General features: G+C 71.0%; 24 protein-coding genes and 3 pseudogenes. 17 read left to right on the forward strand and 10 right to left on the reverse strand.

Annotated features, from left to right (window positions below):
* Positions 1-74 precede the first annotated feature (74 nt).
* From B1L11_RS33590 to B1L11_RS33600, 3 genes are all read right to left on the reverse strand, one after another.
* The gene (locus B1L11_RS33590) at positions 75-1,043 is read right to left on the reverse strand and encodes an aldo/keto reductase (protein WP_079319368.1); all 969 of its coding nucleotides are present in this window, start codon (positions 1,041-1,043) and stop codon (positions 75-77) included.
* A 94-nt stretch (positions 1,044-1,137) separates the two neighbouring features.
* A complete protein-coding gene (locus B1L11_RS33595) occupies positions 1,138-2,292 on the reverse strand; it encodes a winged helix DNA-binding domain-containing protein (RefSeq protein ID WP_079319369.1) in 1,155 nt (384 codons plus the stop codon).
* 186 nt (positions 2,293-2,478) lie between these two features.
* Positions 2,479-3,048, reverse strand: coding sequence for a PadR family transcriptional regulator (locus B1L11_RS33600; RefSeq protein ID WP_256863116.1), 570 nt, complete (start codon positions 3,046-3,048; stop codon positions 2,479-2,481).
* Positions 3,049-3,103: 55 nt separating this feature from the next.
* Here B1L11_RS33600 and B1L11_RS48885 point away from each other — a divergent pair, with 55 nt between their 5' ends.
* From B1L11_RS48885 to B1L11_RS33620, 5 genes are all read left to right on the forward strand, one after another.
* The gene (locus tag B1L11_RS48885; protein ID WP_218671476.1) at positions 3,104-3,619 is read left to right on the forward strand and encodes an NAD(P)/FAD-dependent oxidoreductase; all 516 of its coding nucleotides are present in this window, start codon (positions 3,104-3,106) and stop codon (positions 3,617-3,619) included.
* Between the two features lie 109 nt (positions 3,620-3,728).
* Positions 3,729-4,274 (forward strand): NAD(P)/FAD-dependent oxidoreductase, encoded by a 546-nt coding sequence (locus B1L11_RS48890; RefSeq protein WP_218671477.1) that lies wholly within the window; start codon positions 3,729-3,731, stop codon positions 4,272-4,274.
* Positions 4,275-4,311: 37 nt separating this feature from the next.
* Complete coding sequence (locus B1L11_RS33610; protein ID WP_079319370.1) at positions 4,312-4,893, forward strand: TetR/AcrR family transcriptional regulator; 582 nt, start codon at positions 4,312-4,314, stop codon at positions 4,891-4,893.
* A 31-nt stretch (positions 4,894-4,924) separates the two neighbouring features.
* Complete coding sequence (locus B1L11_RS33615) at positions 4,925-6,280, forward strand: MFS transporter (RefSeq protein WP_079319385.1); 1,356 nt, start codon at positions 4,925-4,927, stop codon at positions 6,278-6,280.
* Positions 6,281-7,033 (forward strand): SDR family NAD(P)-dependent oxidoreductase, encoded by a 753-nt coding sequence (locus B1L11_RS33620; protein ID WP_079319371.1) that lies wholly within the window; start codon positions 6,281-6,283, stop codon positions 7,031-7,033. It begins immediately after the preceding gene.
* Here B1L11_RS33620 and B1L11_RS33625 read toward each other — a convergent pair.
* Positions 7,025-8,000 (reverse strand): annotated as a pseudogene (locus B1L11_RS33625) (helix-turn-helix transcriptional regulator). The gene B1L11_RS33620 and the pseudogene B1L11_RS33625 sit on opposite strands and share 9 nt — an antisense overlap.
* 74 nt (positions 8,001-8,074) lie before the next feature.
* Between B1L11_RS33625 and B1L11_RS54275 the strand changes: the two are divergent.
* From B1L11_RS54275 to B1L11_RS33635, 3 genes and pseudogenes are all read left to right on the forward strand, one after another.
* Positions 8,075-8,341, forward strand: a pseudogene (locus B1L11_RS54275) (epoxide hydrolase N-terminal domain-containing protein); the annotation flags it as partial.
* Between the two features lie 211 nt (positions 8,342-8,552).
* A complete protein-coding gene (locus B1L11_RS54280) occupies positions 8,553-9,176 on the forward strand; it encodes a hypothetical protein (RefSeq protein ID WP_306291739.1) in 624 nt (207 codons plus the stop codon).
* 93 nt (positions 9,177-9,269) lie between these two features.
* The gene (locus B1L11_RS33635) at positions 9,270-10,544 is read left to right on the forward strand and encodes a hypothetical protein (RefSeq protein WP_256863117.1); all 1,275 of its coding nucleotides are present in this window, start codon (positions 9,270-9,272) and stop codon (positions 10,542-10,544) included.
* A 411-nt stretch (positions 10,545-10,955) separates the two neighbouring features.
* Here the strand turns inward: B1L11_RS33635 and B1L11_RS33645 are convergent, their stop codons facing one another.
* The 4 genes from B1L11_RS33645 to B1L11_RS33660 form a co-directional block, all read right to left on the reverse strand.
* Positions 10,956-12,278 (reverse strand): hypothetical protein, encoded by a 1,323-nt coding sequence (locus B1L11_RS33645; RefSeq protein ID WP_143737738.1) that lies wholly within the window; start codon positions 12,276-12,278, stop codon positions 10,956-10,958.
* 3 nt (positions 12,279-12,281) lie between these two features.
* A complete protein-coding gene (locus B1L11_RS33650) occupies positions 12,282-13,241 on the reverse strand; it encodes a UPF0158 family protein (RefSeq protein ID WP_179155447.1) in 960 nt (319 codons plus the stop codon).
* A gap of 374 nt (positions 13,242-13,615) precedes the next feature.
* A complete protein-coding gene (locus tag B1L11_RS33655) occupies positions 13,616-14,050 on the reverse strand; it encodes a CBS domain-containing protein (RefSeq protein ID WP_079319375.1) in 435 nt (144 codons plus the stop codon).
* Between the two features lie 63 nt (positions 14,051-14,113).
* The gene (locus tag B1L11_RS33660; RefSeq protein WP_079319376.1) at positions 14,114-14,476 is read right to left on the reverse strand and encodes a hypothetical protein; all 363 of its coding nucleotides are present in this window, start codon (positions 14,474-14,476) and stop codon (positions 14,114-14,116) included.
* A gap of 88 nt (positions 14,477-14,564) precedes the next feature.
* Between B1L11_RS33660 and lhgO the strand changes: the two genes are divergently transcribed.
* The 5 genes from lhgO to B1L11_RS33685 all read left to right on the forward strand — a co-directional run bounded on the left by lhgO (position 14,565) and on the right by B1L11_RS33685 (position 18,782).
* On the forward strand, positions 14,565-15,749 hold the full coding sequence (lhgO, locus tag B1L11_RS33665; protein ID WP_079319377.1) for an L-2-hydroxyglutarate oxidase: 1,185 nt from the start codon (positions 14,565-14,567) through the stop codon (positions 15,747-15,749).
* 18 nt (positions 15,750-15,767) lie between these two features.
* Positions 15,768-16,490 carry a response regulator transcription factor gene (locus tag B1L11_RS33670; RefSeq protein ID WP_079319378.1) on the forward strand — a complete coding sequence of 241 codons (723 nt, stop codon included), beginning with the start codon at positions 15,768-15,770 and terminating at the stop codon, positions 16,488-16,490.
* A gap of 3 nt (positions 16,491-16,493) precedes the next feature.
* Positions 16,494-17,888 carry a cell wall metabolism sensor histidine kinase WalK gene (locus B1L11_RS33675; protein WP_306291738.1) on the forward strand — a complete coding sequence of 465 codons (1,395 nt, stop codon included), beginning with the start codon at positions 16,494-16,496 and terminating at the stop codon, positions 17,886-17,888.
* Positions 17,889-17,948: 60 nt separating this feature from the next.
* On the forward strand, positions 17,949-18,320 hold the full coding sequence (locus B1L11_RS33680; RefSeq protein WP_079319379.1) for a hypothetical protein: 372 nt from the start codon (positions 17,949-17,951) through the stop codon (positions 18,318-18,320).
* 162 nt (positions 18,321-18,482) lie between these two features.
* A complete protein-coding gene (locus B1L11_RS33685; RefSeq protein WP_079319380.1) occupies positions 18,483-18,782 on the forward strand; it encodes a helix-turn-helix domain-containing protein in 300 nt (99 codons plus the stop codon).
* Positions 18,783-19,210: 428 nt separating this feature from the next.
* On the opposite strand, the gene B1L11_RS33690 is transcribed toward B1L11_RS33685, so the two are convergent.
* Complete coding sequence (locus tag B1L11_RS33690) at positions 19,211-19,495, reverse strand: hypothetical protein (protein WP_143737739.1); 285 nt, start codon at positions 19,493-19,495, stop codon at positions 19,211-19,213.
* 98 nt (positions 19,496-19,593) lie between these two features.
* A complete protein-coding gene (locus B1L11_RS33695) occupies positions 19,594-21,258 on the reverse strand; it encodes an efflux RND transporter periplasmic adaptor subunit (RefSeq protein ID WP_079319382.1) in 1,665 nt (554 codons plus the stop codon).
* 379 nt (positions 21,259-21,637) lie between these two features.
* On the opposite strand from B1L11_RS33695, the gene B1L11_RS33700 reads away from it, so the two are divergent.
* The 4 genes and pseudogenes from B1L11_RS33700 to B1L11_RS33710 form a co-directional block, all read left to right on the forward strand.
* The gene (locus tag B1L11_RS33700) at positions 21,638-22,804 is read left to right on the forward strand and encodes an efflux RND transporter periplasmic adaptor subunit (RefSeq protein WP_079319387.1); all 1,167 of its coding nucleotides are present in this window, start codon (positions 21,638-21,640) and stop codon (positions 22,802-22,804) included.
* Positions 22,801-23,196, forward strand: a pseudogene (locus B1L11_RS52595) (ABC transporter ATP-binding protein); the annotation flags it as partial. The gene B1L11_RS33700 and the pseudogene B1L11_RS52595, both read left to right, overlap by 4 nt.
* Positions 23,180-23,392: an ATP-binding cassette domain-containing protein gene (locus B1L11_RS52600; RefSeq protein ID WP_256863118.1), complete on the forward strand. Its 213-nt coding sequence runs from the start codon at positions 23,180-23,182 to the stop codon at positions 23,390-23,392. The pseudogene B1L11_RS52595 and the gene B1L11_RS52600, both read left to right, overlap by 17 nt.
* Before the next feature lie 172 nt (positions 23,393-23,564).
* A partial coding sequence (locus tag B1L11_RS33710) for an ABC transporter permease (protein WP_179155448.1) occupies positions 23,565-23,811 on the forward strand: 247 nt, incomplete at its 3' end.

Below are 23,811 nucleotides of genomic sequence, written 5' to 3' on the forward strand. Positions count from 1 at the left end.
GCTGGCTGTTGCCCACGGTGCTCGCGCTGCTCGTGCTCATCGTGATCGTCGGCGCACTCCTCAACAACGCCTGATCACCAGGCGTACTCCTCCGGGGCGGTCTTGAAGCCGGGGAAGATCTCGTCGAGCCGGGCGAGCGCCTTGTCGTCCAGCTCGATCTCCAGAGCCCGGATCGTGCCGTCGAGCTGCTCGACCGTGCGGGGGCCGATGATCGGCGCGGTGACCGCCCGCTGGTGCAGCAGCCACGCCAGCCCCACGTTGGCCGGGTCCTCGCCGAGCTCGTCGCAGAACGCCTCGTACCGCTCGATCTTGTCGCGGTGCTTGTCGAGCTGGGCGACGATGTGGTCGGCGGCCGAGCGGCCCTTGTCGATCTTGCGGAGGATGCCGCCGAGGAGGCCGCCCGCCAGCGGGCTCCACGGGATCAGCCCGAGCCCGTAGTCCTCGCAGGCCGGGATGACTTCCAGCTCGGGCGCGCGGACGATCAGGTTGTAGTGGGACTGCTCGCTGACCAGGCCGAGGGTGTTCCGGCGGCGGGCCGACTCCTGGGCCTTGGCGATGTGCCAGCCGGCGAAGTTCGACGAGCCGACGTACAGGATCTTGCCCTGCTGCTTGAGGATGTCCATGGCCTCCCAGAACTCCTCGAACGGGGTGTCCCGGTCGATGTGGTGGGCCTGGTAGACGTCGATGTAGTCCGTCTGCATCCGGCGCAGCGAGGCCTCCGCCGCCCGCCTGATGTTCAGCGCGGACAGCTTCTCCTCGTTCGGCCAGTCGCCCATCGAGCCGTACAGCTTGGTGGCGATGACCGTACGCTCACGACGGCCGCCGCCCTGGGCGAACCAGCGGCCGATGATGTTCTCGGTGATCCCCTCGCCCTTCACCCAGCCGTACACGTTGGCGGTGTCGAAGAAGTTGATCCCGAGCTCGTGGGCGCGATCCATGATCGCGAAGGAGTCCTCTTCCGTGGTCTGCGGACCGAAGTTCATGGTCCCCAGGCAGAGCTTGCTGACCAGCAGGCCGGTGCGGCCAAGGTGTCCGTATTCCATGCCCTCCACCCTAGGTACCTGGAGTGGACTCCAGGCGAGTTCCGGCGCCGCGCGATTCGCGCAGCCGGAGAGTCTCCGGACCGCCTCACCGGGCTCAGGCGTGGCCGCCGACCGGGACGGGGCCGATGGTGAGCCGCGGCGTACCCTCGGAGATCTGCCCGACCCTGTCGACCTGGTCGTCGAGGTCGCGGCGCTGCGCGGCGGTGAGCGCGCCGAGCGGTTCGACGGTGATGCTGATCTTGCGACCGGACCTGTGCTGGTGCCACAGGCCCGCGACGACGCCGTCCACGAGGAGGATCTGGTAGTTGCCGGGCAGGACACGCTCGGCGGCGCGGCCCGGATAGAGCGACGCGGGCGGCTGGTTGCCGACGCGGTAGGCGTAGCCGTCGAAGTAGGGGAGGAGCCGCACACCCTGAGGCGGGTCCACCGGCACATCGAGATCTCCGGCGGCGATCCAGGCGGCTTCTCCTTCGACCTCGACCTCCTGCAGGGCCTCGCCCATCGAGCCGAACAGGTCCTTCGCCCATGTCGCCGGCACGCCCAGCCAGTGCGCGAACCGGCGGGGCGTGGACGGCCCGTACGCGTACAGGTAGCTCGTCACCAGCCAGGGCAGCGCCGTCCGCGCGTCGGCGGGTTCGAAACCCGGCAGCCACCGCTGTGGATTGGTGTAGGTGACCTTACGGCCCCTGTTGGGGGCGAAGCACAGCACGCCGCGCATCCCCGCCAAGGCCATGGCCTGGCGCCAGCGCGGCCACTTACCCTGGAACGCCTCCATCACCAGATCGCCGGCCCAGGAGCCCGCACGTTCGACGACCGCCTCGGTGAGCTCGTCGATCGTCAGTTCGGCGTCGTCCAGCGCGGCGGCGACGGCCGCCACGACCTCCTCGGTCTGGTCGGTCGTGAGCCGGACATCGGGCGGCTGGGTGTTCGGCGCGGCCGGGAGAGCCGACAGCGCGCCGACCCAGAGCGGCAGATCCCGGGCCGCCATGAAGTGCACCGTACCGCGCAGCCCGTAGGTCTTGACGAGGCTGCGCTCGCTCCACAGCGCCTCACGTACGTCCAGGCGGGTGGCGCCGTCGATGCGCATCGCGACGGCCAGTTCGGCGGCCGACATGACCTGAGCGTGGGTGCTCGCCATCGCGGCCGCGATGTCGGCGGGCCTGGCGGTCTTCGACGGAGCGGTCAGCGCGTGCCGGCTCAGGCGCCGGGCGCGTACGTCGGATTCGGTGAAACGCGGCAGGTCGTTCATCGTGGTGGCTCCTCCGGCTCGGCGTCAGCGGACCTTGCCGCGCTCCTCGTTCGGCTTCGGCCGGCCGCGACCCGCGGCCGACACCGTCGACGCTAGGGGCCATGTAGGTCAGTCCATGACCTAGATGCGAGGGCCGTGATGACGGCGGGAGTGGTCCGGCGGCGAGCGGCCGGGGCGGTGATCGCGTCAGATCTGGAAGTCCCAGGTGAGGCGGCCCTCGCTCAGGTCGTCGGCGATGCCGCGCACGAACTCCAGCTCCGTGGCGACCTGGGCCCGCTGATACTCCGACTCCACGAGGAAGAGGCGGGGCACGAAGCTCAGGCTGTCGGCCATCTCGGTGTCGATCGCGGACAGCCGTGCCTCCAGCGCCTCGATCCGCTGCCGCAGCGCCGCCAGCGCCTCCTCCGGCGTCAGCACGGGCAGGAAGGCGAGCGCGGCGGGGAACTCGGGGAACTCCCTGGCCGGGGTGGACAGCATGGTGCGCATCCACTGCTTGAGCGTCTCCCGGCCGGTCTCGGTGGCCTCGTAGACGGTCCGCTCCGGCCGGTTCTCCTCGCGGGTGGTCTCGCGGACCGCCAGCAGCCCGTCGCGGACCAGGCGCTCGATCGTCTGGTAGACGCTGTTGCGCTGCGCGACGTTGACCACGTCGTCCTGGTGCCGCTCCTTGATCAGCTGCTGCATCCGGTACGCGTGCATCGGCGACTCGCAGACCAGGGCGAGCACGGCCGTGGCCAGGGGAGAGCGCCGTGTCGACATGGCGCCCATCATAGAGGCCTTGCCAGCCGATAGTCATAATATGTATAGTCATGGCATGACCAATAAAGCTCTGATCATCGGCGGCGGGATCGCGGGTCCCGTCACGGCCATGGCGCTGCAGCGCGCCGGGATCGACAGTGAGGTCTTCGAGGCCTACGACCGGGGCGCCGACGGCGTGGGCGCCTTCCTCACGCTCGCGGTCAACGGGCTGGAGGCCCTGCGCCTGCTCGACCTCCACGACCTCGTCTGCGACCTCGGCATGGACTCGCCGGTCATGGAGATGCTCAACGCCCGCGGCAAGCTGCTGGCGACCACGAGGCAGCCGAGCCGTACGCTCAGGCGCGCCGACCTCTACCAGGCGCTGCGCGACGAGGCCGTACGGCGGGGCGTGCGCATCCACTACGGCAGGCGACTCGTCGACGCCTCGGCCACCTCGAACGGGGTGCGCGCGGTCTTCGCGGACGGCAGCGAGGCCGAGGGCGACCTGCTGGTCGGCGCCGACGGGCTGCGCTCGCGCACCCGCGCCCTCATCGACCCGGCGCCCCCCGCGCCCGGTACGTCGGGCTGCTGAACACGGGCGGCTTCGCCGAGGGCGTGCGCGTGCCGGGCGGCCGGGGGTCTACCACTTCATCTTCGGCAGGCGGTGCTTCTTCGGGTATCTGATCCACCCGGAGGGGTCGGTGTGGTGGTTCGCCAACCCGCCGAGCCGCAGGGAGATGACCTCGGAGGAGCTCGCCGCGATCGGTCCCGAGCAGTGGCGGGCCAGGCTCATGGACCTGTTCGAGGGCGATGCGGGGCCGATGCGCGAGATCATCGCCGCGACCCCGCACATCCTGCCCGGCTGGAACACCTACGACTTCCCGAGGGTGCCGAAGTGGTCCACCGACCGCATGGTCATCCTCGGAGACGCCGCCCACGCCACCTCGCCGTCCTCGGGACAGGGCGCGTCGATGGCGATCGAGGACGCCGTCGTGCTCGGGAAGTGCCTGCGTGACGTGCCGGACACCGCGGACGCGTTCGCCGCCTTCGAGCGGCTGCGGCGTGAGCGGGTCGAGCGCGTCGTGGCGCAGGGCAAGCGGAACGGGGACGGCAAGGCGCCGGGCGCCGGCGGGGCCTTCGTTCGCGACCTGATCCTTCCCGTGATCATGCGGCAGGTGGAGAAGCGGAACGCGCTGGCCTGGATGCACGACTACCGCATCACCTGGGACGACCGCGTCGCGGCTTAATTGACCGATCGTTTCCGAATGGTCTAGGGTCGAGGTCATGGCGAGAATCAAGGAGTTCGACCCCGACGCCGTGCTGGAGCGGGCCCTGGACCTGTTCTGGCGGCGCGGCTACGAGGCCACGTCGATGGCCGACCTGGTCGAGCACCTCGGCATCGGCCGCGCCAGCCTGTACGCCACCTTCGGCGGCAAGCACGACCTCTACGTGAAGGCGCTGGAGCGGTACGTGCAGATCCGCGACCCCAACCCCATCGAGATGCTGTCGCAGCCCGGCCCCGCCCTGCCGGCCGTACGGACCCTGGTCGAGCGCTACACCGAGGAGTCGATCCGCGACCGCGACCGGCGAGGCTGCATGATCGTGAACGCCGCGACCGAGCTCCTGCCGGACGACGAGCCGGTCGCCCGGCTCGTCGAGACCAGCTGGACGAGCCTGGAGACGGCGCTGACCACGGCGCTCATCCGCGCCCGCGCCCAGGGGGAGATCTCCGCCGAGGCCGACCCCCGGGCGCTGGCGCGGTTCGTGCTCGTCTTCCTCCAGGGGCTGCGGGTGATGGGGAAGGGCCACGGCGACCCCGCCCGCCTCCGCGACGCCGCCGCCCAGGCCCTCGCGATCCTCCGCTGATCACCACCTCATGGCGGGAGTGGGCTTTTTCATGTCCTTATTCTTGACCGTTCGTTCTAGTAAGAGGGCGGCGCTCGTCGTGCTGGGGGGCACCCAGGTCGCCCTCGTCGCGGCGATCACCCTCATGACCGTGCCGCTGCCGTCGATCCAGCGGGAGTTCGGCCTCGGCCAGGGAGACCTGGCCCTGCTCACCTCGGCGTACGGGCTGACCTTCGGCGGGCTGCTGCTCCTCGGGGGCAGGCTCGCCGACCGCCTGGGCGCCCGGGAGATGTTCCTGGCCGGGATGGTCCTGCTCGCCCTGGCCTCGGCGGCGGGCGGGCTCGCCCCGGACCGCGCCGTCCTGCTCGCCGCCCGATTCGCCCAGGGAGCGGGCGCCGCGATGGCCGCCCCCGCGGCCGTCGCCCTGGTGACGCGGCTCCATCCGGACGAGCGGGAGCGCCAGGACGCCCTGGCGGTGTGGGGCACGCTGTCGGTCACCGGGGCCGTCGGGGGCAGCCTGCTGTCCGGGCTCGTCGCCGCCGTGGCCTCGTGGCGCTGGTCGTTCCTCCTGCCCGCCGCCGTCGGCGTCGCGGCCGTGGCCGCCGGGGCCTTCCTGCTTCCGGCCGCGCCTCGTACGGCGGCCCGCCTCGACGTACCCGGCGCGCTGCTCGCCACCGCGGGGCTGGTGGCGGTCACGTACGGCCTCGTGGAGGGCTCGGCGGCCGTCGCCGGTGCGGGCCTGCTGCTGACGGCCGGGTTCGTCGTCGTCCAGGCGAGGACGGCACGGCCGCTGCTGCCGCTCCGGCTCCTCGCGCACCGCGGGCGGGGCGTCGCGTTGGTCGTCGTGTTCCTGACGGCGGCGGCCAGCGCGACCGTCACGTTCCTGCTCAGCCTCTATCTGCAGCAGGTGCGCGGCCTGTCGCCGATCTCCACGAGCGCGGCCTTCCTGCCCTTCCTCCTGGTCGTCGTCATGGGCCCGATCAGCGGTCGCCTGCTGCGCCGCCTCGGCGTGCGCCGCGTCCTGGTCGCCGGACTGCTGCTCGCGGCGGTGGCGATGCTGCTGGTCGGCCGGATCGCGTCCACGGGAACCGTGCTCGCCGGGTTGCTGGTCTTCCCGGTCGCCTCGGGGATGGCCTTCTCCGCCGCAACTGTGGCGGCCTTCGACGGCGTGTCCGCGGAGGACTCCGGAGCGGCCGGCGGGCTGGTCAACACCGCCATGGAGGTGGGGCCGACGGCCGGCCTGGCCGTGCTCGTGGCGCTCGCCGCGGCCCGCGCGGACGCCGTGGACGCGGGCGGAGCACAGGCCGTGGCCGAGGGCTACGGGTTCGCCCTCACCGCCATGGCACCGGTCTTCCTTCTCGCGGCGGCGATGGTCGCCGTCGCGTTCAACCAGTCAAGGGAGCGATAGATGAGATTCACGGACAAGGTCGTGCTGGTCACCGGGGCGGGTTCCGGCGTCGGCCGGGCGGTCGCCCGGGGGTTCGCCAGGGAGGGCGCCACCGTGGTGGCGGCCGGTCGGGGGCGTGGGCCGCTGGAGCAGACCGTCACGCTGATCGAGGCCGAGGGAGGCCGAGCCGCCGCGCTCACGGTCGACGTGACCGACTCGGAGGCTGTGGCCCGGCTCGTCCGGGAGATCGTCACCCGGTTCGGCCGCCTCGACGTCGCGGTCAACAACGCCGGGATCTTCGCGGGAGGGACCGTCGTGGACATGCCCGAGGAGGACTGGGCACGTGTCCTCCAGGTCAACACGACGGGCGTCTTCCTCGCCCTGAAGCACGAGATCGCCGCGATGCGCGCCCAGGGCTCCGGCGTGATCGTGAACATCGCCTCGAACATCGGGGCGCACATCCGGATGCCCGGGGTGGGCGCCTACGCCGCGTCCAAGGCCGCCGTGAGCGCCCTGACCCGCACGGCCGCGCTGGAGAACATCAGGGCAGGTGTGAGGATCAACGCGGTCAGCCCGGGCGCGCTGGACACGACGATGTCCCTGCGCCCCGGCGAGACCGAGGACGACCGGGCCGCCCGGGTGCGGGAATCGCTGCCGATCGGCCGCGTCGGCGGCCTCGACGAGATCACCGGCACCGTGCTCTGGCTCGCTTCGGACGACGCCGGCTTCGCGGTGGGGCTCGACCTCGTGCTCGACGGCGGCGCCTCAGCCTGACTCCTCTGCCGCGGCGGCGGTCGCGCGGGCGTAGCGGGCGGTGAGGGCGCGCAGGTGGTCCACCAGTTCGGGCGGATCGGTGACCTCGAAGTCGAGGTCGAGCAGGCCGAGGTGGACGGCGAGCGAGTTCAGGGTGTCGGCGCCGGTCGCGAGCACGCAGGTGTGGCCGTCGACGTCCTCCACGACGCCGACGGCGGGGTTGATCCGCGCGGCGACCACCTCGGCGGGAGCGTGGACGAGCACCCGGGCGCGGTGCCGCCAGGCCGCCGCGGACACCCCCCGGGCGACGTACGCCCGCCGCTCCGCCCTCCGGCGGGTCGCGGGGCGGGAAGCGCGGACCGGTGGGAGTACGCGGCGCGATCCGGTCCACCCGGAACGTGCGCCAGTCGTCGCGGTCGACGTCCCAGGCCACGAGATACCATCGGCGGCCCCACGACACGAGCCGGTACGGCTCGGCAACCCGGACGCCGGATGAGCCGTCGTGGCCGCGGTAGTCGAACCGCAGCCGTTCGCGGTCGCGGCAGGCCGCCGCCAGCACGCTCAGCACGGCCGGGTCGACCGCCGGACCCGGCCGGTCGGGCGGCACCGGCTCGGTGTACGCCTGCAGGGCCCCGACCCGGCGGCGCAGGCGTGACGGCAGCACCTGTTCGAGCTTGGCGGCGGCGCGCTCGGCCGCCTCCTCGACGCCCGCCACTCCGGTGGCGGCCCGAAGCCCGATCGCCACGGCCACCGCCTCCTCGTCGTCGAGGAGCAGGGGTGGCATCGCCGCCCCGGCGACCAGCCGGTAGCCGCCGTCCGTGCCGCGGGTGGACTCCACCGGATAGCCGAGATCCCGCAGCCGGTCGACGTCGCGGCGTACCGTCCGCTCGCTCACGCCGAGCCGATCGGCCAGGATCGCGCCGGGCCAGTCGCGTCTGGCCTGGAGCAACGACAGCAGGCGCAGCAGCCGCGCCGAGGTTTCCAGCATGTTCTCAGTCTGGCGGCACTTCAGGACAGAACCTGTCCGGAAGGGTCCGTAATGTCGGCGTCATGAGCGACAACATGTCCCTGATCAGGCCTTTCCGCATCGACGTCCCGCAGGCCGACCTCGACGACCTGAAGGACCGGCTCGGCCGGACCCGCTGGCCCGACGAGATCCCGGGAACCGGATGGGAGTACGGCGTGCCGGTCGCGTACGTGAAGCGGCTGGCCGAGTACTGGCGCGACGGGTACGACTGGCGCGCCCACGAGGCCGAGATCAACCGGTATCCGCAGTTCGTCACGGAGATCGACGGACAGGACATCCACTTCCTGCACGTGCGGTCGCCGCACGAGGGCGCCCTTCCGCTGATCCTCACCCACGGCTGGCCGGGCTCGATCGTGGAGTACCTCAAGGTCATCGAACCGCTGACGAACCCCGAGGATCCGGAGCGGGCGTTCCACCTGGTGATCCCGTCGCTGCCCGGCTTCGGCTTCTCCGGCCCGACGAGGGAGCGGGGCTGGAACCGGTTCCGTACGGCCCGGGGCATGGGCGGAGCTCATGCGCAGGCTCGGCTACGACCGGTACGGCGCGGTGGGCAACGACGGCGGCTCGTTCGTCTCGCCCGAGGTGGGCCGGGTGGACCCCGAGCACGTCGTCGGCGTCCACGTCACGCAGATCTACTCCTTCCCCTCCGGCGACCCGGCGGAGATGGCGAACCTCACCGACGAGGAGCGGAAGGGGCTGGAGGTGCTGCAGTGGTTCTACGAGAACAAGATGTCGTTCAACATGGTCCACTCTCAGCAGCCGCAGACGCTGTCGTACGGGATCTTCGACTCGCCGGCCGGGCTGCTGGGCTGGAACGCCCAGTTGTTCGGTGAGGACGTCGACGACGACTTCATCCTGACCAACACGATGCTCTACTGGGCGACCGGCACCGCCACCTCGGCCACGCGGTTCTACTACGAGGACGCGCACGCCGAGCATCCCAAGGAGCCGACCACGGTTCCGCTCGGCGTGGCGATGTTCGAGGGCGACTTCGTGTCGATGCGCACCTTCGCCGAGCGCGACCACAAGAACATCGTCCACTGGCGGTCCTACGGCTCGGGCGGCCACTACGCCGCTCATCTGCGGCCGGACGTGCTCGCCGCCGACCTGGGCGACTTCTACGCCGCCCTGCGGTGACAGGCCGGGCGCATACCCGCCCCTGACCGATTCCGGGACGACCGGGGTATGTCGCCCGCCGCGCGCGGGGCGGGCATCGGGAATGATGGCCGCATGGGGAGCACATCGGGGCGGACGCGGACGAGAAGGATTCCGCGGGCCGTCCTGGCTCTCCTCGCGGTCGCGGGCGCGGTGCTCCCGGTCACGGCGACTGTGACGGCGGCGCGGGCGGACGACGGGGAGCGGCCGCTGTTCCGGATCCGGGACGAGCGCATCGGCGAGTCGAGCGGCCTCGCGGTCTCGCCCACCCACAAGGACATCGTCTACACGCACAACGACAGCGGCCACGGACCGCAGATCTACGCGATCGGACCGGACGGCCGTACGCGGGCGACCTTCACGATCGGCAACGCCGAGGCCAGGGACTGGGAGGGCATCGCGGCCTCCACCGACCGCGCGACCGGGCGCGGCGTGCTGTGGATCGCCGACATCGGGGACAACCTCGCGGACGGCGGGGGACGCGGCTGGCCGGACGTGTCCGTCTACAAGGTCGTCGAGCCCAGGACGATGGAGGACGCGACGCTGCGGGCCGTCAGGTATCGCTTCCGGTACGCCGACGGCCCCCGCAACGCCGAGGGGGTGATGGTCGATCCCCGCACGGGCCGGTTGTACGTCGTCAGCAAGGAGTTCTCCGGCAGCGTCTACGCCGCCCCCGTGAAGCTGCGCACCGACAAGGTGAACGTCCTGCGCCGGGTGGGGCCCGCGCCCCTCATGGCCACCGACGCGGCGTACGCCCCCGACGGGTCGAGCTTCGTCATCCGTACGTACTTCTCGGCGTCCGTCTACCGCTCGCCCGGCAAGCTGATCGCGCACCTCACGATGCCGCCGCTCAACCAGGCCGAGTCGATCGCGTACACGCGGGACGGCGCGGCCCTGCTCACCGGGAGCGAGGGGAAGGACAGCCCGGTCTACCGGGTGCCGCTGCCCGCCGCAGCCCGGCCGGCTCCCTCGCCCAGTCCGGTCCGGACCTCCGCCCGGCCGCGCGCGGTCAGGGCGTCGAGCGGGGCGACCGCCGGGCGACGGCCTGCTCGCCGTGCCGATGCCGGTGTTATGGGTGACGGCCGCTCTCGGGGCGATCGGGATCATCGCGTTCATCGCCTACCGCACGGGCCGCTGACTACAGTGTCTGTGCAGGGGCGCCCAGCGGGGGCGGCTGCCGTGCCCTGTGCTTGGCAAAAGTGTTGGGGCCTAGCTTGCCATGCAAGCTACGGCCCCAGGGTTTGTCAATCGCTCACTTCGTCTGTGCTGGCATCTCGTACCTGCGCCGGAAGAGTCCGCAGCCGGGATGCGTACACACCTCCGTCTTCATCACTATCGTGGAGGAGCTGAACCTGGCCAGATACCTGACGTCCTTGTGGTTCTTTGGGGCGTCCTGCTGCCCGATCCGAACCCATGCTCCAGGCGGATGGTGACAGCGGCTGTCCGTCTCCACGAGCATGTCCGCGCCCGACGCGGATCTCGCCTTGACCAGATACACCTCCCTGATCGTGGCAAAGGTTGCCGTTCCCGTCTCGCCCTCGCACGGCTGCCCGGGGCGCGGCGTCTCCGCCAGAGGCGGAAGGCTCAGACGTCGGAGCGCGGCTTCGACCTCGTCGCCGTTCTTGTGTTTACGCCGTCGGGAAAGCCACCCAAGGATCGCCAGGAGAACGGCGACGACTGCTCCGTCGAACAGCCAAGCCCTGTTCTCATAAATCCATTGCAGCAACTGCGTCGACCTCTCTTCTCGTCACAAGCCAGGGATCACGGCCATCGGGACATGAAGGGAGGCGCACGCGCAGGCATGGAAAGGCGGCCATCGATGTTGGCCGCGTCCGGGTCCGGGTCCGGGTCCACGGCGGGCACGCTCACCTCATACTCCAGCCAAACGAGACCGCAGCCGGAGTGAGTGCACAGCTTGGCCCTGATCATCAGGCCGGGGGGATCGAGGCGCATGAGGTACCGCTGGAGGCCCTTGTATTTCTTGGGCGCGTTCCCGTGCCGGATTCTCGTCCAGGCTCTGGAGCTGTGGTTACAGCGGTGTGCGGTCGGGACCAGCACATCCCCGTTGCTCCCCGAGCCCGTCTTGGCCAGCCAGGCCTCATGCACTGTGCGCTGGAGACTCGGCGCAGGGCGCGGGTCCTCGGCTGCGCCTGCCCGCAGCTCAGGCTCGGCTTCCGGCCAGCGCCTGTCTGTCCGGGCAGACAGACCGGGGAGCACGCCATGCTGCCGGAGTAGGTCGAGGAGAACCGGCACGCTCCAGACTTCGGGAGGGGACAGCCTGATGATCCGCCGGTCCTTGTGCTGCCGCCGTATCGCCTCCACGATGCGCCAGCCGCTCGTTTCCTCGTGGGTGAGCGCGGTGAGCACGGCACCGCCGAGCTTGAGCGCCCGGTGGAGAGTTTTCTCCCACACGTTCGTTGAGGAGTCGGCCGGGACATCTTCCACGACCAGGTCCACACCGTCGATCGCGACCCGGGCCCGCAGCTCAGGGATATGCCTGGCCAACTCCCCGTTCGCCTGACTTCCCAGCAGGAGCAGGACGCGCTCATGGTCCTCCGTCTTCGGCCGCCACGGGGTCTGCATGGCCATCACGGTCAGCGCGTCCCGCAGGGCGTCCTCCCCCTCGGGCAGGGGGTAGGAGTCGAACTCCTGAATGAGGTCTTCGGGGGGCGCCGTTGCTGTCTCGGCCCGCAGCCGCAACCAGCCGACCCTGCGGGCCGTGTCGTCCTCCATCAGCGCCAGCAGCCACCAGGACGCGGCGGACCCGTCCGGTTCGGATAATCGGATGACGCGCTGAGCTCGGGTCAAAATGGTGAAGACGACGGCGGGGGGCCGTCCCCTTCGCGCGCAGTCGTCGAGGAGCGCCTTGAACGGGTGGCCGGCACCCCGCGCCATGAGGGTGCGGGTGGGCCTCGGGGTAGATCTGTTCGAGCGGTAGGTGCCGAACAGGCGTTTACGCTCGGCTTCGTCCTCGGGAAGCTCCTCCACCGGCACCGGCTTCTCGGCAAGAAGACGGGCCAGTCCGAGATGCGCGGACGTCGGCTCATGGCCCCGGCGATGCCTGGGGCCGGCAACGGCCGTCATCGCCTACCGCCTGTGAAGCAGGCCGAGCGTGAGCGGCAGCGAGAGCAGCTCTTCGAGGGTCATCCGGTCGACGAGCTCGTGCGCCTGTGCGCGCAGCGCCTCGACGGTGGCACTCACCACATCTGCGCCCCCGATCGTCGACGAGTCTGCCAGGGGCGCGCCATTGCGAACGGCCTCCGGGGACGGTTTGTTCTGCCGAGCAGGGTGCGCGAGGTTCGAGGTGTGGTCGCTGTGGCGCACCACGGGGTCCACGACAAGGTTGTGCTCGGTCGCCCAGGAGTTGATGGTGTCGAGCACACGCTGGGTGCGATAGGCGTTCCAAGCGGGCAGACTCGATGGAAGGGCCTTGATGCGTCTGGTGAACTCCTGCAGCGGCCTGTCTCCGCTGAGTGCTTGGGCCAGGAGATCGCGCTCGTGCCCGAGGGAAAGGCCGTTGGTGAACGTCGTCGCCCACTTCGTCTGAGTTGCCATGTCGATCGGCTCGATGGGCACGTATCGCGCACGGTCCGTCCAAGCGAGGTTCTCAGGGGCGTACGGGTCCCTCTGCCTTGAGAGCGCCAGCCCCTGAACCCGGTCGTAGACCCGTTCCAGGCTGGGCGTCCAGTTCATGAACGTCTCCCAGAAGTCCTTGCGGATCTGGACCGAGGCGGATGAAGAGAGCTGGGTCCGGGGCTGTCCGGGAAGCAGGACGTCGACATCGGGCCCCGAGGCGGCGTCTCGCAATTCCACACGGCCGGCCTCATGGGCCGCGTTAAGGAACGCGCGGAAGCTGGCGAAGCCGTAAAGGTTCTCGTCGAACTTCACGCCCCACCGTTCCAGTTGCTGGGTCAGACGAGGCTTGATGCCGGCGGAGCGCGTCGACCGGCCCTCGCGATGCAGGTCGGTGACGACCTCGACGAGGGCGTCGAAGAGCATGCCCCGGGTGACGGGCTGACCGTAACGGAAGTCCAAATGGGTGCTCACGTGACCTCTCCTGGAGCGGCAGCGCAGCAGAAAGCCATAGTGGCTTCCTGACATGCGCGTGCACACCGCCCCGGCAACGAGTGTCGACGATGCACCGGGGAGCGCCTGGCCGAGCCCGGTCGCATCCGCGCGATGCCTACGCGCAGATCACGTGACACCGTCGACATCGCCCATTTGGGTACGCCCCTCAGAGTGTCGAGAGACGGAGGCAATGTCATGTGATGATTTATGAGCGCCAAGCCGAAGCTCAGCTGCTCTCAGTGTGCGTTTGCTGGATCACGATGTCAAGCTGTGCGCCGGGACCCGCGCGCTACCAGACATGGGAAGGGCCGGGGCCGCGGATACGGCGCCCGGCCCGGAGATCGCCGCGAGAGTCAGCCCCGCGCGTAGACGCGGTGGACGAACTCCGCGAGCTTGCTGTCGGGCAACTCCTTGGCCAGGTCGGCCTCGGTGATCATCCCGACGATCCGGTGGTTGTCGATCACCGGCATGCGCTTGATCTGGTGCTCCTCCATCTTGGCCAGGGCTTCCTCGACATTGGCGTTGGCGTCCACCCAGACCAGGCCGCGCGCCAGTTCGCTCGCCGTGGTCTGGTCGAGGTCCTTGCCCTCGGCGACACACTTGATCACGATGTCGCGATCGGTGATGATGCCCTTGAGCCGGTCGTCGTCCCCGCAGATGGGAAGGGCGCCGACGCTCATGTCCCGCATCATCTCCGCAGCCCTGCGCAGGCTCTCGTGCTCGCCGATGCATTCCGCGCCCTCGTGCATGACCTGGCCTGCGGTCTTGCTTACTCCCTCTGTGGTCATGGCTAACCCCCGATTCCCTCTTTTAAGCTGTTATGCCCCGTATGTCCGGAAATAAGAGCGCGGTCACAGCCGGGGTAGGAAGTGCTCGCCGCGCAGGGCGCGTTCCACGAGCGCGATCGACTCGGCCAGCCGTACGAGCCGGGGACCCTCCTGGCGGTAGGCGTCCAGGACCGCCTCGATCGCGTGCGGGGGAAGGTGCTCCTTCAGGTCCACCGCCGCTCCCCGGTATCCCTCCCTGGCCGCCTGGATCGAGGCCGCCACCTGCTGGCGGGCCATCCGGGCGAGCGCGAGCGGATGGCGGCGCAGTACGCCGTACGCGCGGTAGTCCGGGGGCACGGCGTCGAGCAGCCACGACACGGCCGAGACCTCCCAGTCGGGGCTGCCAGGAGGGCGCACCTCCGGTGGCCAGCCGGGTGGCACGTACACGCCGCCATCGTACCGAACACAGGTTCGATCACCGTGGAGCGGCTCCGGCTGCGACAATGTCGGACATGCTGTCGACAACCGCACGGACATGAGGATCGGGATCGTCGGCGCCGGGATCCTCGGTCTGGCCGTGGCCCGGCAGATGGCGCGGGCGGGCGCCGAGGTGACCGTGCTGGAGAAGGAGCCCAGGATCGCCGCCCACCAGACCGGGCACAACAGCGGGGTCGTGCACGCCGGGATCTACTACCAGCCCGGCTCGCTGAAGGCGACCCTCTGCCGGGAGGGCGCCGCCATGCTACGCGAGTACTGCGCCGAGCACGGCCTGCCGTACGACGAGGCGGGCAAGCTCGTCGTGGCCTCCACCCGGGCCGAACTGCCGGGGCTGCGCCGGATCGCCGAGCGGGCCAGGGAGAACGGCGTGCCCGGCATCGCCGAGCTCGACGCGATCGGCCTGCGGGAGGTGGAACCGCACGCGGTCGGGGTCGCCGCCGTCCACTCGCCGCACACCGCGATCACCGACTTCTCCGCGGTCGCGCGCCGCCTCGCCGCGGACGTGGCCGAGGCCGGCGGGTCCGTACGGCTCTCGCGTCCCGTACGCGCGATCAGGCAGACCACCGACGGCGTGGCGGTGGCCGCCGGGCCGGAGAGGCTCACCTTCGACCGGCTGGTCTCCTGTGCCGGCCTCGGCACCGACGAGGTGGCGGACCTGGCGAGAGCGGGCGGCGACGTGCGGATCGTCCCGTTCCGGGGTGAGTACTACCGGCTCGCGAGCCCGGCGCGCGGCCTGGTGAAAGGTCTCATCTATCCCGTCCCGGACCCCCGCTACCCCTTCCTCGGCGTCCACCTGACCCGCAGGATCGACGGGGAGGTCCTGGTCGGGCCCAACGCCGTGCCTGCGCTCGCCCTGGAGGGCTACTCCTGGCGGTCGGCGTCGCTGCGCGACCTGCGGCGGATCGTCGCCTGGCCGGGCGCCCGGCGTATGGCGGCCGAGCACTGGCGCACCGGCCTGCGCGAGGTGTACGGCTCGCTGGCCAAGCGGGCCTTCGTGGCCGCCGCCCGGCGATACGTGCCCGAACTGGCTCCGGCCGACCTCGTACGCGCCGGAGGCGGCGTGCGGGCCCAGGCCGTGGCCCGGGACGGCAGGCTGCTCGACGACTTCGTCATCGACGTGCGCGGGCGGATCGTGCTGGTGCGAAACGCGCCCTCGCCCGCGGCGACGAGCAGCCTGGCGATCGCGCGGCACATCGCTTTAACGGTTCCCTTAACCTCCTAGGTCTAGAGTGCTGCCGCCATGGTCGCTGAATCTCCCGAAGCCCGGTTGCTGATCGTCGAGGACGAGCCGAACATCCTCGAACTGCTCGCGGCCAGCCTCCGGTACGCCGGATTCGAGGTCCACACCGCATCCAACGGCGGCGAGGCGGTCGCCGCGGCCCAGCGGCACCGGCCGGACCTGATCGTGCTCGACGTCATGCTGCCGGACATGGACGGGTTCGACATCGTGCGCAGGCTGCGCGGCGGCGGAACCCACACCCCTGTGGTCTTCCTCACCGCACGGGACGCCACCGAGGACAAGATCCAGGGCCTGACGCTCGGCGGCGACGACTACGTGACCAAGCCCTTCAGCCTCGAGGAGGTCATCGCCCGGATCCGGGCCGTGCTGCGCCGCACCGCCGGAGACCCGATGATCGCCCCGCCGCGGCTGACCTTCGCCGACATCGAACTGGACGAGGAGTCCCACGAGGTCTGGCGCGGCGGCCGGGCCGTGCCCCTGTCGCCGACGGAGTTCAAGCTGCTGCGTTACTTCATGTGCAACGCAGGCCGGGTGCTGTCGAAGGCCCAGATCCTCGACCACGTGTGGGACTACGACTTCCGCGGCGACGCCGGCATCGTCGAGTCGTACGTGTCGGTGCTGCGCCGCAAGCTCGACAACGCCCATTCCCGGCATCACCCCCGGCTCATCCACACGCTGCGCGGCGTCGGCTACGTCATGCGGACACCTCCCAGCGGCGCCTGAGCGGTGTCGGGGCGCACGCCGCTGCGGATCCGGCTCAGCGCGGCCATGCTCGCGCTGGTGGCGGTCGCCCTCGCGGTCATCGGCGTGGGCAGCGTCTCGGTGCTGCGCGACTACCTGGTCAGCCGGGTGGACATGCAGGTCGGCATGCTGGCGCACGAGACCGAGAAACGCCTCGACCGGGGTCCGGGGGCGTTCGTACGGCTCAGGGTGCCGCCCGAGGGCCGGGTGGAGATCCGCGACACCGGGGGCAGGACGCTGCTCGCCCAGGCGGGCATGGGTGTGGAGAGCCTTCCTGGCCCCGGCACCGTGACCTCCCAGAACCCGGTGACGGTGCCGGCGGTGTCGGGCGACGGCCTGTGGCGGGCCCGGGTGGTGCCCGTCGAGGGCTTCGGCACGGTCGTCGTCGCGATGGACATGGCCTCGGTCGGGCAGATCACCACACGGCTCGCCCTCATCGAGGCGCTGGTCGGCGGCGCCCTGATGGTCCTGCTCGCCGTCGTCGGCGTCGTGATCGTACGGCGCAGCCTGCGGCCCCTGGCGGAGATCGAGGCGACCGCCGAGGCCATCGCCCGGGGGCACCTCGGCAGCCGGATCCCCGATCGCGACCCGCGCACCGAGGTCGGGCGGCTCGCCCGTGCGCTGAACGGCATGCTCACCCAGATCGAGGCGGCGTTCCAGGCCCGGGCCGCCTCCGAGGCCGCGGCCAGGGAGTCGGAGGCGCGCATGCGCCGCTTCGTGGCCGACGCCTCGCACGAACTGCGCACGCCGCTTACCTCGATCAGGGGGTTCGCCGAGTTCCACCGTCAGGTGCCGGACGCCGACACCACCCGGCTGATGTCGCGCATCGAGAGCGAGGCCGCCCGCATGGGCCTGCTGGTGGACGACCTCCTGCTGCTCGCCCGGCTCGACCAGCAGCGCCCGCTGCGCATGCAGCCCGTGGACCTGCTGGCCCTGGCGGCCGACGCGGTCCACGATGCCAGGACCCTCTGCCCCGACCGCGACGTCTCGCTGGTGGTCGAGGGGGACGCGGCGTTGATCGTCTCGGGCGACGAGGTGCGGCTGAGGCAGGTCGTGGGCAACCTGATGAGCAACGCCACGACCCACACGCCCAAGGGAACCCCGGTCACCGTACGCGTCGGCAGCCTGGACGGCACGGCGTTCATCGAGGTGGCCGACAAGGGGCCAGGCCTCACTCCCGAGCAGGCCGCCCGGGTCTTCGAGCGCTTCTACCGCGCCGACCCCTCCCGTACGCGGCCGTCCGGCGGCAGCGGCCTGGGGCTCGCGATCGTGGAGTCCCTCGTCCGGGCCCACGGTGGCAAGGTCGGTGTGGAGACGGCCCCCGGCGCCGGCGCCGCCTTCCGCGTCACCCTCCCCCTCGCCCCCGAAGCCCGCACCTGAGCGCTATTTCCGTTGACGCACGCGTCCCCAAGAGTGGAGGTTTAGGGGCGGGAGGTATCTGTGGCGATTTCCAGGAAGGGCTCACGGCTCATCACAGTTGACGGCGTCGCCTACCGGTGGCGGATCCGCCACAAGCCCACCTACGGCCAGGCGATCGGTGAGGGGACGCTGACCTTTCCGGTCGAGCCGGCGGAAGGGCCCGGCCGGGTGCTCCTGGTGTCGCTTCCCTTCTCCCGGCCGGACGCCTGGGTGGGAGAGCGGACGATGGCCGTACGACCGGCGCTCGTGGCGGCGGTCATCCGCATGGCCCTGAAACGCGGCTGGGACCCCTGGCAGGCGGGCCGTGCCTTCGACCTCGACGTCACCGAGGACGATCTCACGGAAATGCTGGGTGGCCCGCCCGTCTATCAGGTCCCCTCCCCTCGCTGGTGACCGCTCCCGGCCCCGATCGTCCGCTGCCGGGGCCGAAACGGAGGCAGCCAGATCGGATCGTCACGGAAAGTGGCGATGGCAATGCGCAACGTCCTCAAGGTCAATAGCATCGATGTTATGTATCGAGGCGGCGCACACCGTGGATGAGGAAGAAGAAGCGGTATGAGCGAGCAGGAGAGCTGGCGGGAGCTCCGGGATCGCCGGATGAGTGAGCCCGGCGCGGTTGAAGCCTACGAGGCCGCACGTCTCGCTTTCGAACTGGGAAAGACGGTCCGGGCGATGCGGGAGACGCGTGGCTGGAGCCAGAGTGATCTGGCTCGTTTCGCCGGCATGACCCAGTCAGCGGTGGCGCGGTTCGAGGCCGGAGGGACGGTGCCCACCCTGCCGGTCATCGAGCGCCTGGCGAGCGCTCTGGACGCGGAAGTCGAGGTCCGCCTGACACCCCGGGCTCCCGCGGCGTGACCAGGCACTCGCTGGAGGCTCCGAGCGCTTCTACCGCGCCGATTCCTCCCGTACGCGGCCGTCCGGCGGCAGCGGGCTCGGGCCTCGTGGAGTCCCTCGTCCGGGCCCACGGTGGCAAGGTCGGCGTGGAGTCGGCACCCGGAGTCGGCGCCGCTTCCGCGTCACCCTCCCCCTCGCCCCAGAGGTCCCCAACTGACCGGCGTGCGGCGAACTCACGGGCTCCAGCTCACCGCTTTCGATCGAAGTCAGGAAAGCGGCCTCTGCCAAGGCACCCCGATCCTTCTCTACGAGCCGGCACACTTCCACGACCACTGTCACGGGAACCAACAGCGGCCCCGGGGCGGTCTGTAGAAGATCGGCGCACCGCGGGTGGTCCTTGTCGTCGGCGTCGAGCGCCGCGACCGGGGGGCCCGTATCGAGAAGGATCGTCACATCGGACGATTCAACCCCTCGCGAAGCACCTCTTCATGGCGTTCCGCCAGATCGCCGACTCCCGACCTCATCGCTCCGATGAACGACAGCCGCCGCCGGCCCTCTTGCTCCGCATCTGACCTGTCTGTGCTCTCGTTGGCCTTGACCAGCCGGAGCACGACCGCATGCAGATCGCGGACCTGCTCGGGCCGCAGCCTGTCCACCAGAGCGTGCTGCCATCCACGAACCAGGTTCACGCGCACCGCTTCGGGCGACTCCGCTCCGCCGGGTGGGCTGTCCACTACAACATTCCGTTCATGCGATTCTCTCCTGCGCCGGACGAACGGCCGTCCTCGTCCACAGGCGTGTCGCCGGCAAACGGGGGGCCGTGAGCCTGAGGTCAGCGGGCGGTGGGGAAGCCTTCGTCGGGGAAGGCGGTGGAAGCGGCGGGCAGGACGACCTGGTCGCCTTCGGAGAGGCCGCCCGTGATCTCCACGTAGCTGTCGCCGCGTACGCCGACCTTGACCGTACGGCGCGACTGCGTCCCGCCGTCGGCCACCGTGACCACGGCCGTGCCGTCACCCTGAGCGCGTACGGCCCGTGAGGGCACGTAGAGCGCGTCGGCAGCCTCGCCGGTCGTCACCCGTACGGTGGCGCTCTGTCCCAGCAGCAGGCGGGCGGGGCGGCTGTTCAGGACGATCGTCACGCCGTAACGGACCAGGCGGTTGCTGGTGGTCGCGGTCGGGTCGATGTGGGCGACCGTTCCGGGGTACTCCTGCCCCGGTTGCGTGGGCAGCGTCACGGTGGCGGCCTGACCGACTTTCAGGAAGCGGATGTCCGACTCGGTGAACAGCGCCTGCACCTGCAGGTCGTCGAGGTCGCCGAGGGTGATGAAGGTCCCCGAGGTGTAACGGGAGCCGGTGGTCCCCGCGACGGAGAGGATCGTGCCGTCCGCCGGAGCCTTGATCCTCACACCGGCGAGCGCCTCCTTGGCCTCGGCCAGTTCGGTCGTCGCCTGGCTGACCTGCGCCTCGGCCTGTGCCTCGGTGAGCCGGGCGCCGCCCCCCTGGCCGCCTTGACCACCCTGGCCGCTCTGTCCTGCCTGGCCTCCCTGTCCTGCCTGGCCGCCGCCGAAGCCCGCACGTCCCTGCGCGCCGCCGCCCTGCCCTTGTCCGCTCCGTCCCTGCGAGCCCTGCCCCTGCGAGTTCTGGCCGCCCTGGCCGGGTGCGCAGGCGGAGGAGGAGCCGCTGGGGGAGGGGCTCGGCTTCGTGGACGGCTGCTGTGCCGGCGCCGTGGGCAGGATCGAGACGCTCACCTCGGGATTCGGCGCGGTCGCGCCGCCGTCCGTGGGGGCCGGACGGTGCGTCCTGGACGGTTTCGGGTGGGGATGCGGGCGAGGCGTGGCCGTGGGCGCCGGACTCGGTTCGGGCTTGGCGCCGCCGTGGTCACCGCCCCGGTACGCCACGAGCGTGATGCTCGCCGCGCTCGCGCCGTTGTTCGCCGCGGCGGCGGGGCGGCTCGACGGCCGGGTGGTCGCGGAAGGCCGTGACGAGGGCTGCGAGGAGGGGCGCGTGGACGCCTGCCCGGAAGGCCGGACGGAGGGGGTCGGGCACGAGACCGCGCCGCCGCTCCCGGAACCGCCCGGGCTTCCCGCGCTGGAACCGCCTGCGCTTCCTGCCCCGGCTCCCGAGCCGGTTCCGCCGCCGGACGTGCGGACGCCAGAGCCACCCGCACTCGGCGCGGCGGCTCCGCTCGTGGTGGCCGTGCCGTTCTCGACGTCGTCGAGGGTCTCCTGAGCGGCGGCGAGGGCGGCCTTGGCGGCCTCGTAGTTCTCCTTGGCGATGGTGTCGTCGATCCGGGCGAGGACCTTGCCGCGGCGGACCTTCTGGCCCACCTTGACGAAGACCTTCTCGACGGTGCCCTCCGCTCCGAACGCGAGATCGCGCACGCCGGTGTCGACCGTGTTGCCGGCGGCGGAGACGTATGACGTGACCGTGCCCCGCCTGACCGAGGCGAGCGCCATCCGGTCGGCCGCGGAGGTGTCGCCGCCACCGGCGGAGATCACGGCGACGCTCGCGATGACGATCCCCGCCAGCGCGAGCCCTCCAGCCCGAAGTGGAGTGCTCGATCTCGTGACTCCTCCGTCCCCTGAAGAGGACGGCTTCTCGCTTTCCCCGGCTGAGGTAGCCGGAGTAGGCGACGGCCAAGCCCTGCCCGATGCCCTCTGGGCACGCGAAGACGGCATCAGGGAAGCGAATCCCCTGCCGGATGAATCCGGCAGTCTCTCGCTAAATCTCATGGCGGACATCCTGCTGACGCCACGTGACCGGTGGCTTGGCCGTACCTGAGAGTTGTCTGTGGATGCGCACCTTGATGCGGACTGTCAGCAAACCCTCAGCATCGACCTAGGTTGCCCGAAGCGGGGTTTGCCATGGTTCGACGTCGTGAAGCTGTCGACGAAGCGCAGGACGCTGATCATCAACGGTGTCCTGGTGGTACTGCTGCTCGGCGGGATCGCGGCGGCCTGGGCGTCCGTGGGAGGCGACTCCTCAGGAGACGGCGCCGCGCCGCTGACGACCCGGGTGACCCGCGGGACCGTGCTCGCCTCGGTATCGGCCTCCGGTTCCGTCGAGAGCGCCAGGACGCGCGCCCTCGATTTCGCTGCGAACGGCACCGTCGAGTCCGTACTGGTCGAGAGCGGCGACAAGGTCAGGAAGGGACAGGTGCTCGCGCGCATCGACGACACGGCCGCCCGGGAGAGCCTTGAGGCGGCCCGGGCGAGCCTGGACGCCGCCGAGGAGGCGGACACCTCGACGGCGTCGGGCTACTCGCAGTACATCAGTGCGAGGAACGCCTACCGGTCGGCCAAGCGGACGCTGGCGGGCACGGTGATCAAGGCGCCCTTCGCCGGGGTCGTCACGGCGGTCAACGGAGCCGTGGGCGGCTCCTCGGGCGCGTCCGGCGGGTCCGGTGGATCCGGCGGGTCCTCGCAGGGCGGCCAGGGGCAGTCGCAGAGCGGTTCCGCGGGGTCGAGCGGATCCAGCGGGTCCGGCGGCTTCATCGAGATCGCCGACCCCGCCCGCCTGCGGATCGTGGGGAACTTCACCGAGGCCGACGTCAGCAGGATCAAGGTCGGTCAGGCGGCGACGGTGTCGTTCGACGCCCTCGCCGGGGTCACCGCCGCCGGCAAGGTGACGGTGGTCGACCCGCAGCCGCAGACGAACAACAACGTCGTCCAGTACGCCGTGACGATCTCGCTGACCGACGTGCCCTCCACCGTACGGCTCGGCCAGACGGCCACGGTCCAGGTGACCGTGGGCACGGCGGACGATGTGCTCACGGTGGCGTCCTCCGCGGTCACCACGGCGGGCGGCCAGACCACGGTGACCGTGCTGGAGAACGGCAAGCAGGTCGTGAAGCGGGTGGAGGTCGGCCTGAAGGGCGACACCACCACCGAGATCAAGTCGGGACTCCAGGAAGGCGACCAGGTGGTGCGGCCCCAGGCATCGACGACCGGCGGAGGCGGCGGCATCCAGTTCCCCGGCGGCGGAGGCGGGTTCGGCCGCGGCTTCGGCGGCGGCGGTGGCGGTGGCGGCGGAGGCAACCGATGAGGGCCGGCCCGCCGCCGGTGCTCGACCGCCCTGTGCTCGACCCCCCTGTGCTCGATCTGGGCCACGTCACCAAGGTGTACGGCGAGGGCGAGACCGCGGTGCGCGCGCTGCGCGGCGTGTCGCTCAGGGTGGAGCGCGGCGACTACGTGGCGATCATGGGTGCCTCCGGCTCCGGCAAGTCCACGCTGATGAACATCATCGGCTGCCTCGACGTCCCGTCCGGGGGGACCTACCACCTCGACGGCACCGACGTCGGCGGGCTCGACGAGCGGCGGCTGGCCGTCGTCCGCAACCGCAAACTCGGCTTCGTCTTCCAATCGTTCAACCTCATCCCCCGGATGAGCGCGCTCGCCAACGTCGAGCTTCCCCTGGCATATGGCGGGGTCAAGGCCGCGGAGCGCGCCGCAGGGCGCTGGCCGCGCTCGACCGGTCGGGCTCGCCGAGCGCGTCCACCATCAGCCCAACGAGCTGTCCGGCGGCCAGCAGCAGCGGGTGGCGGTGGCCCGCGCGCTCGTCACCGCGCCGACCCTGCTGCTGGCGACGAGCCCACGGGCGCTCTCGACAGCAAGTCCAGCGAGGACGTCATGAACATCTTCGACCGTCTCAGCGCGAGCGGCCGGACCCTGGTCGTCATCACGCACGAGGAGGAGGTCGCCGCGCATGCCAAACGGGTCGTCCGCCTCATGGACGGCCAGATCGTGGAGGACGTGCGCACCACGCCGGTCGACGGGCTGCCCCCGCGGCTCGCGGAGGTGGCCTCGTGAACGCCGCGGAGGTCCTGCGTTTCGCGCTGCGCGGCCTGGCCGCCAACAAGATGCGCAGCGCGCTCACCATGCTCGGCATCCTGATCGGCGTCGCCGCGGTGATCCTGCTGGTCGCGGTCGGCGAGGGGTCATCGCAGCAGATCCAGCAGAACATCCAGCGGCTCGGCGCCAATTCGCTGACGGTCACGCCGTCCACCTCGGGCGGGCGGGGGGCGGCCCGGGCGGCGGGTCGCCCGCGGTTGG

The sequence above is a fragment of the Microbispora sp. GKU 823 genome, assembly GCF_002027145.1.
Lineage (GTDB): Bacteria > Actinomycetota > Actinomycetes > Streptosporangiales > Streptosporangiaceae > Microbispora > Microbispora siamensis.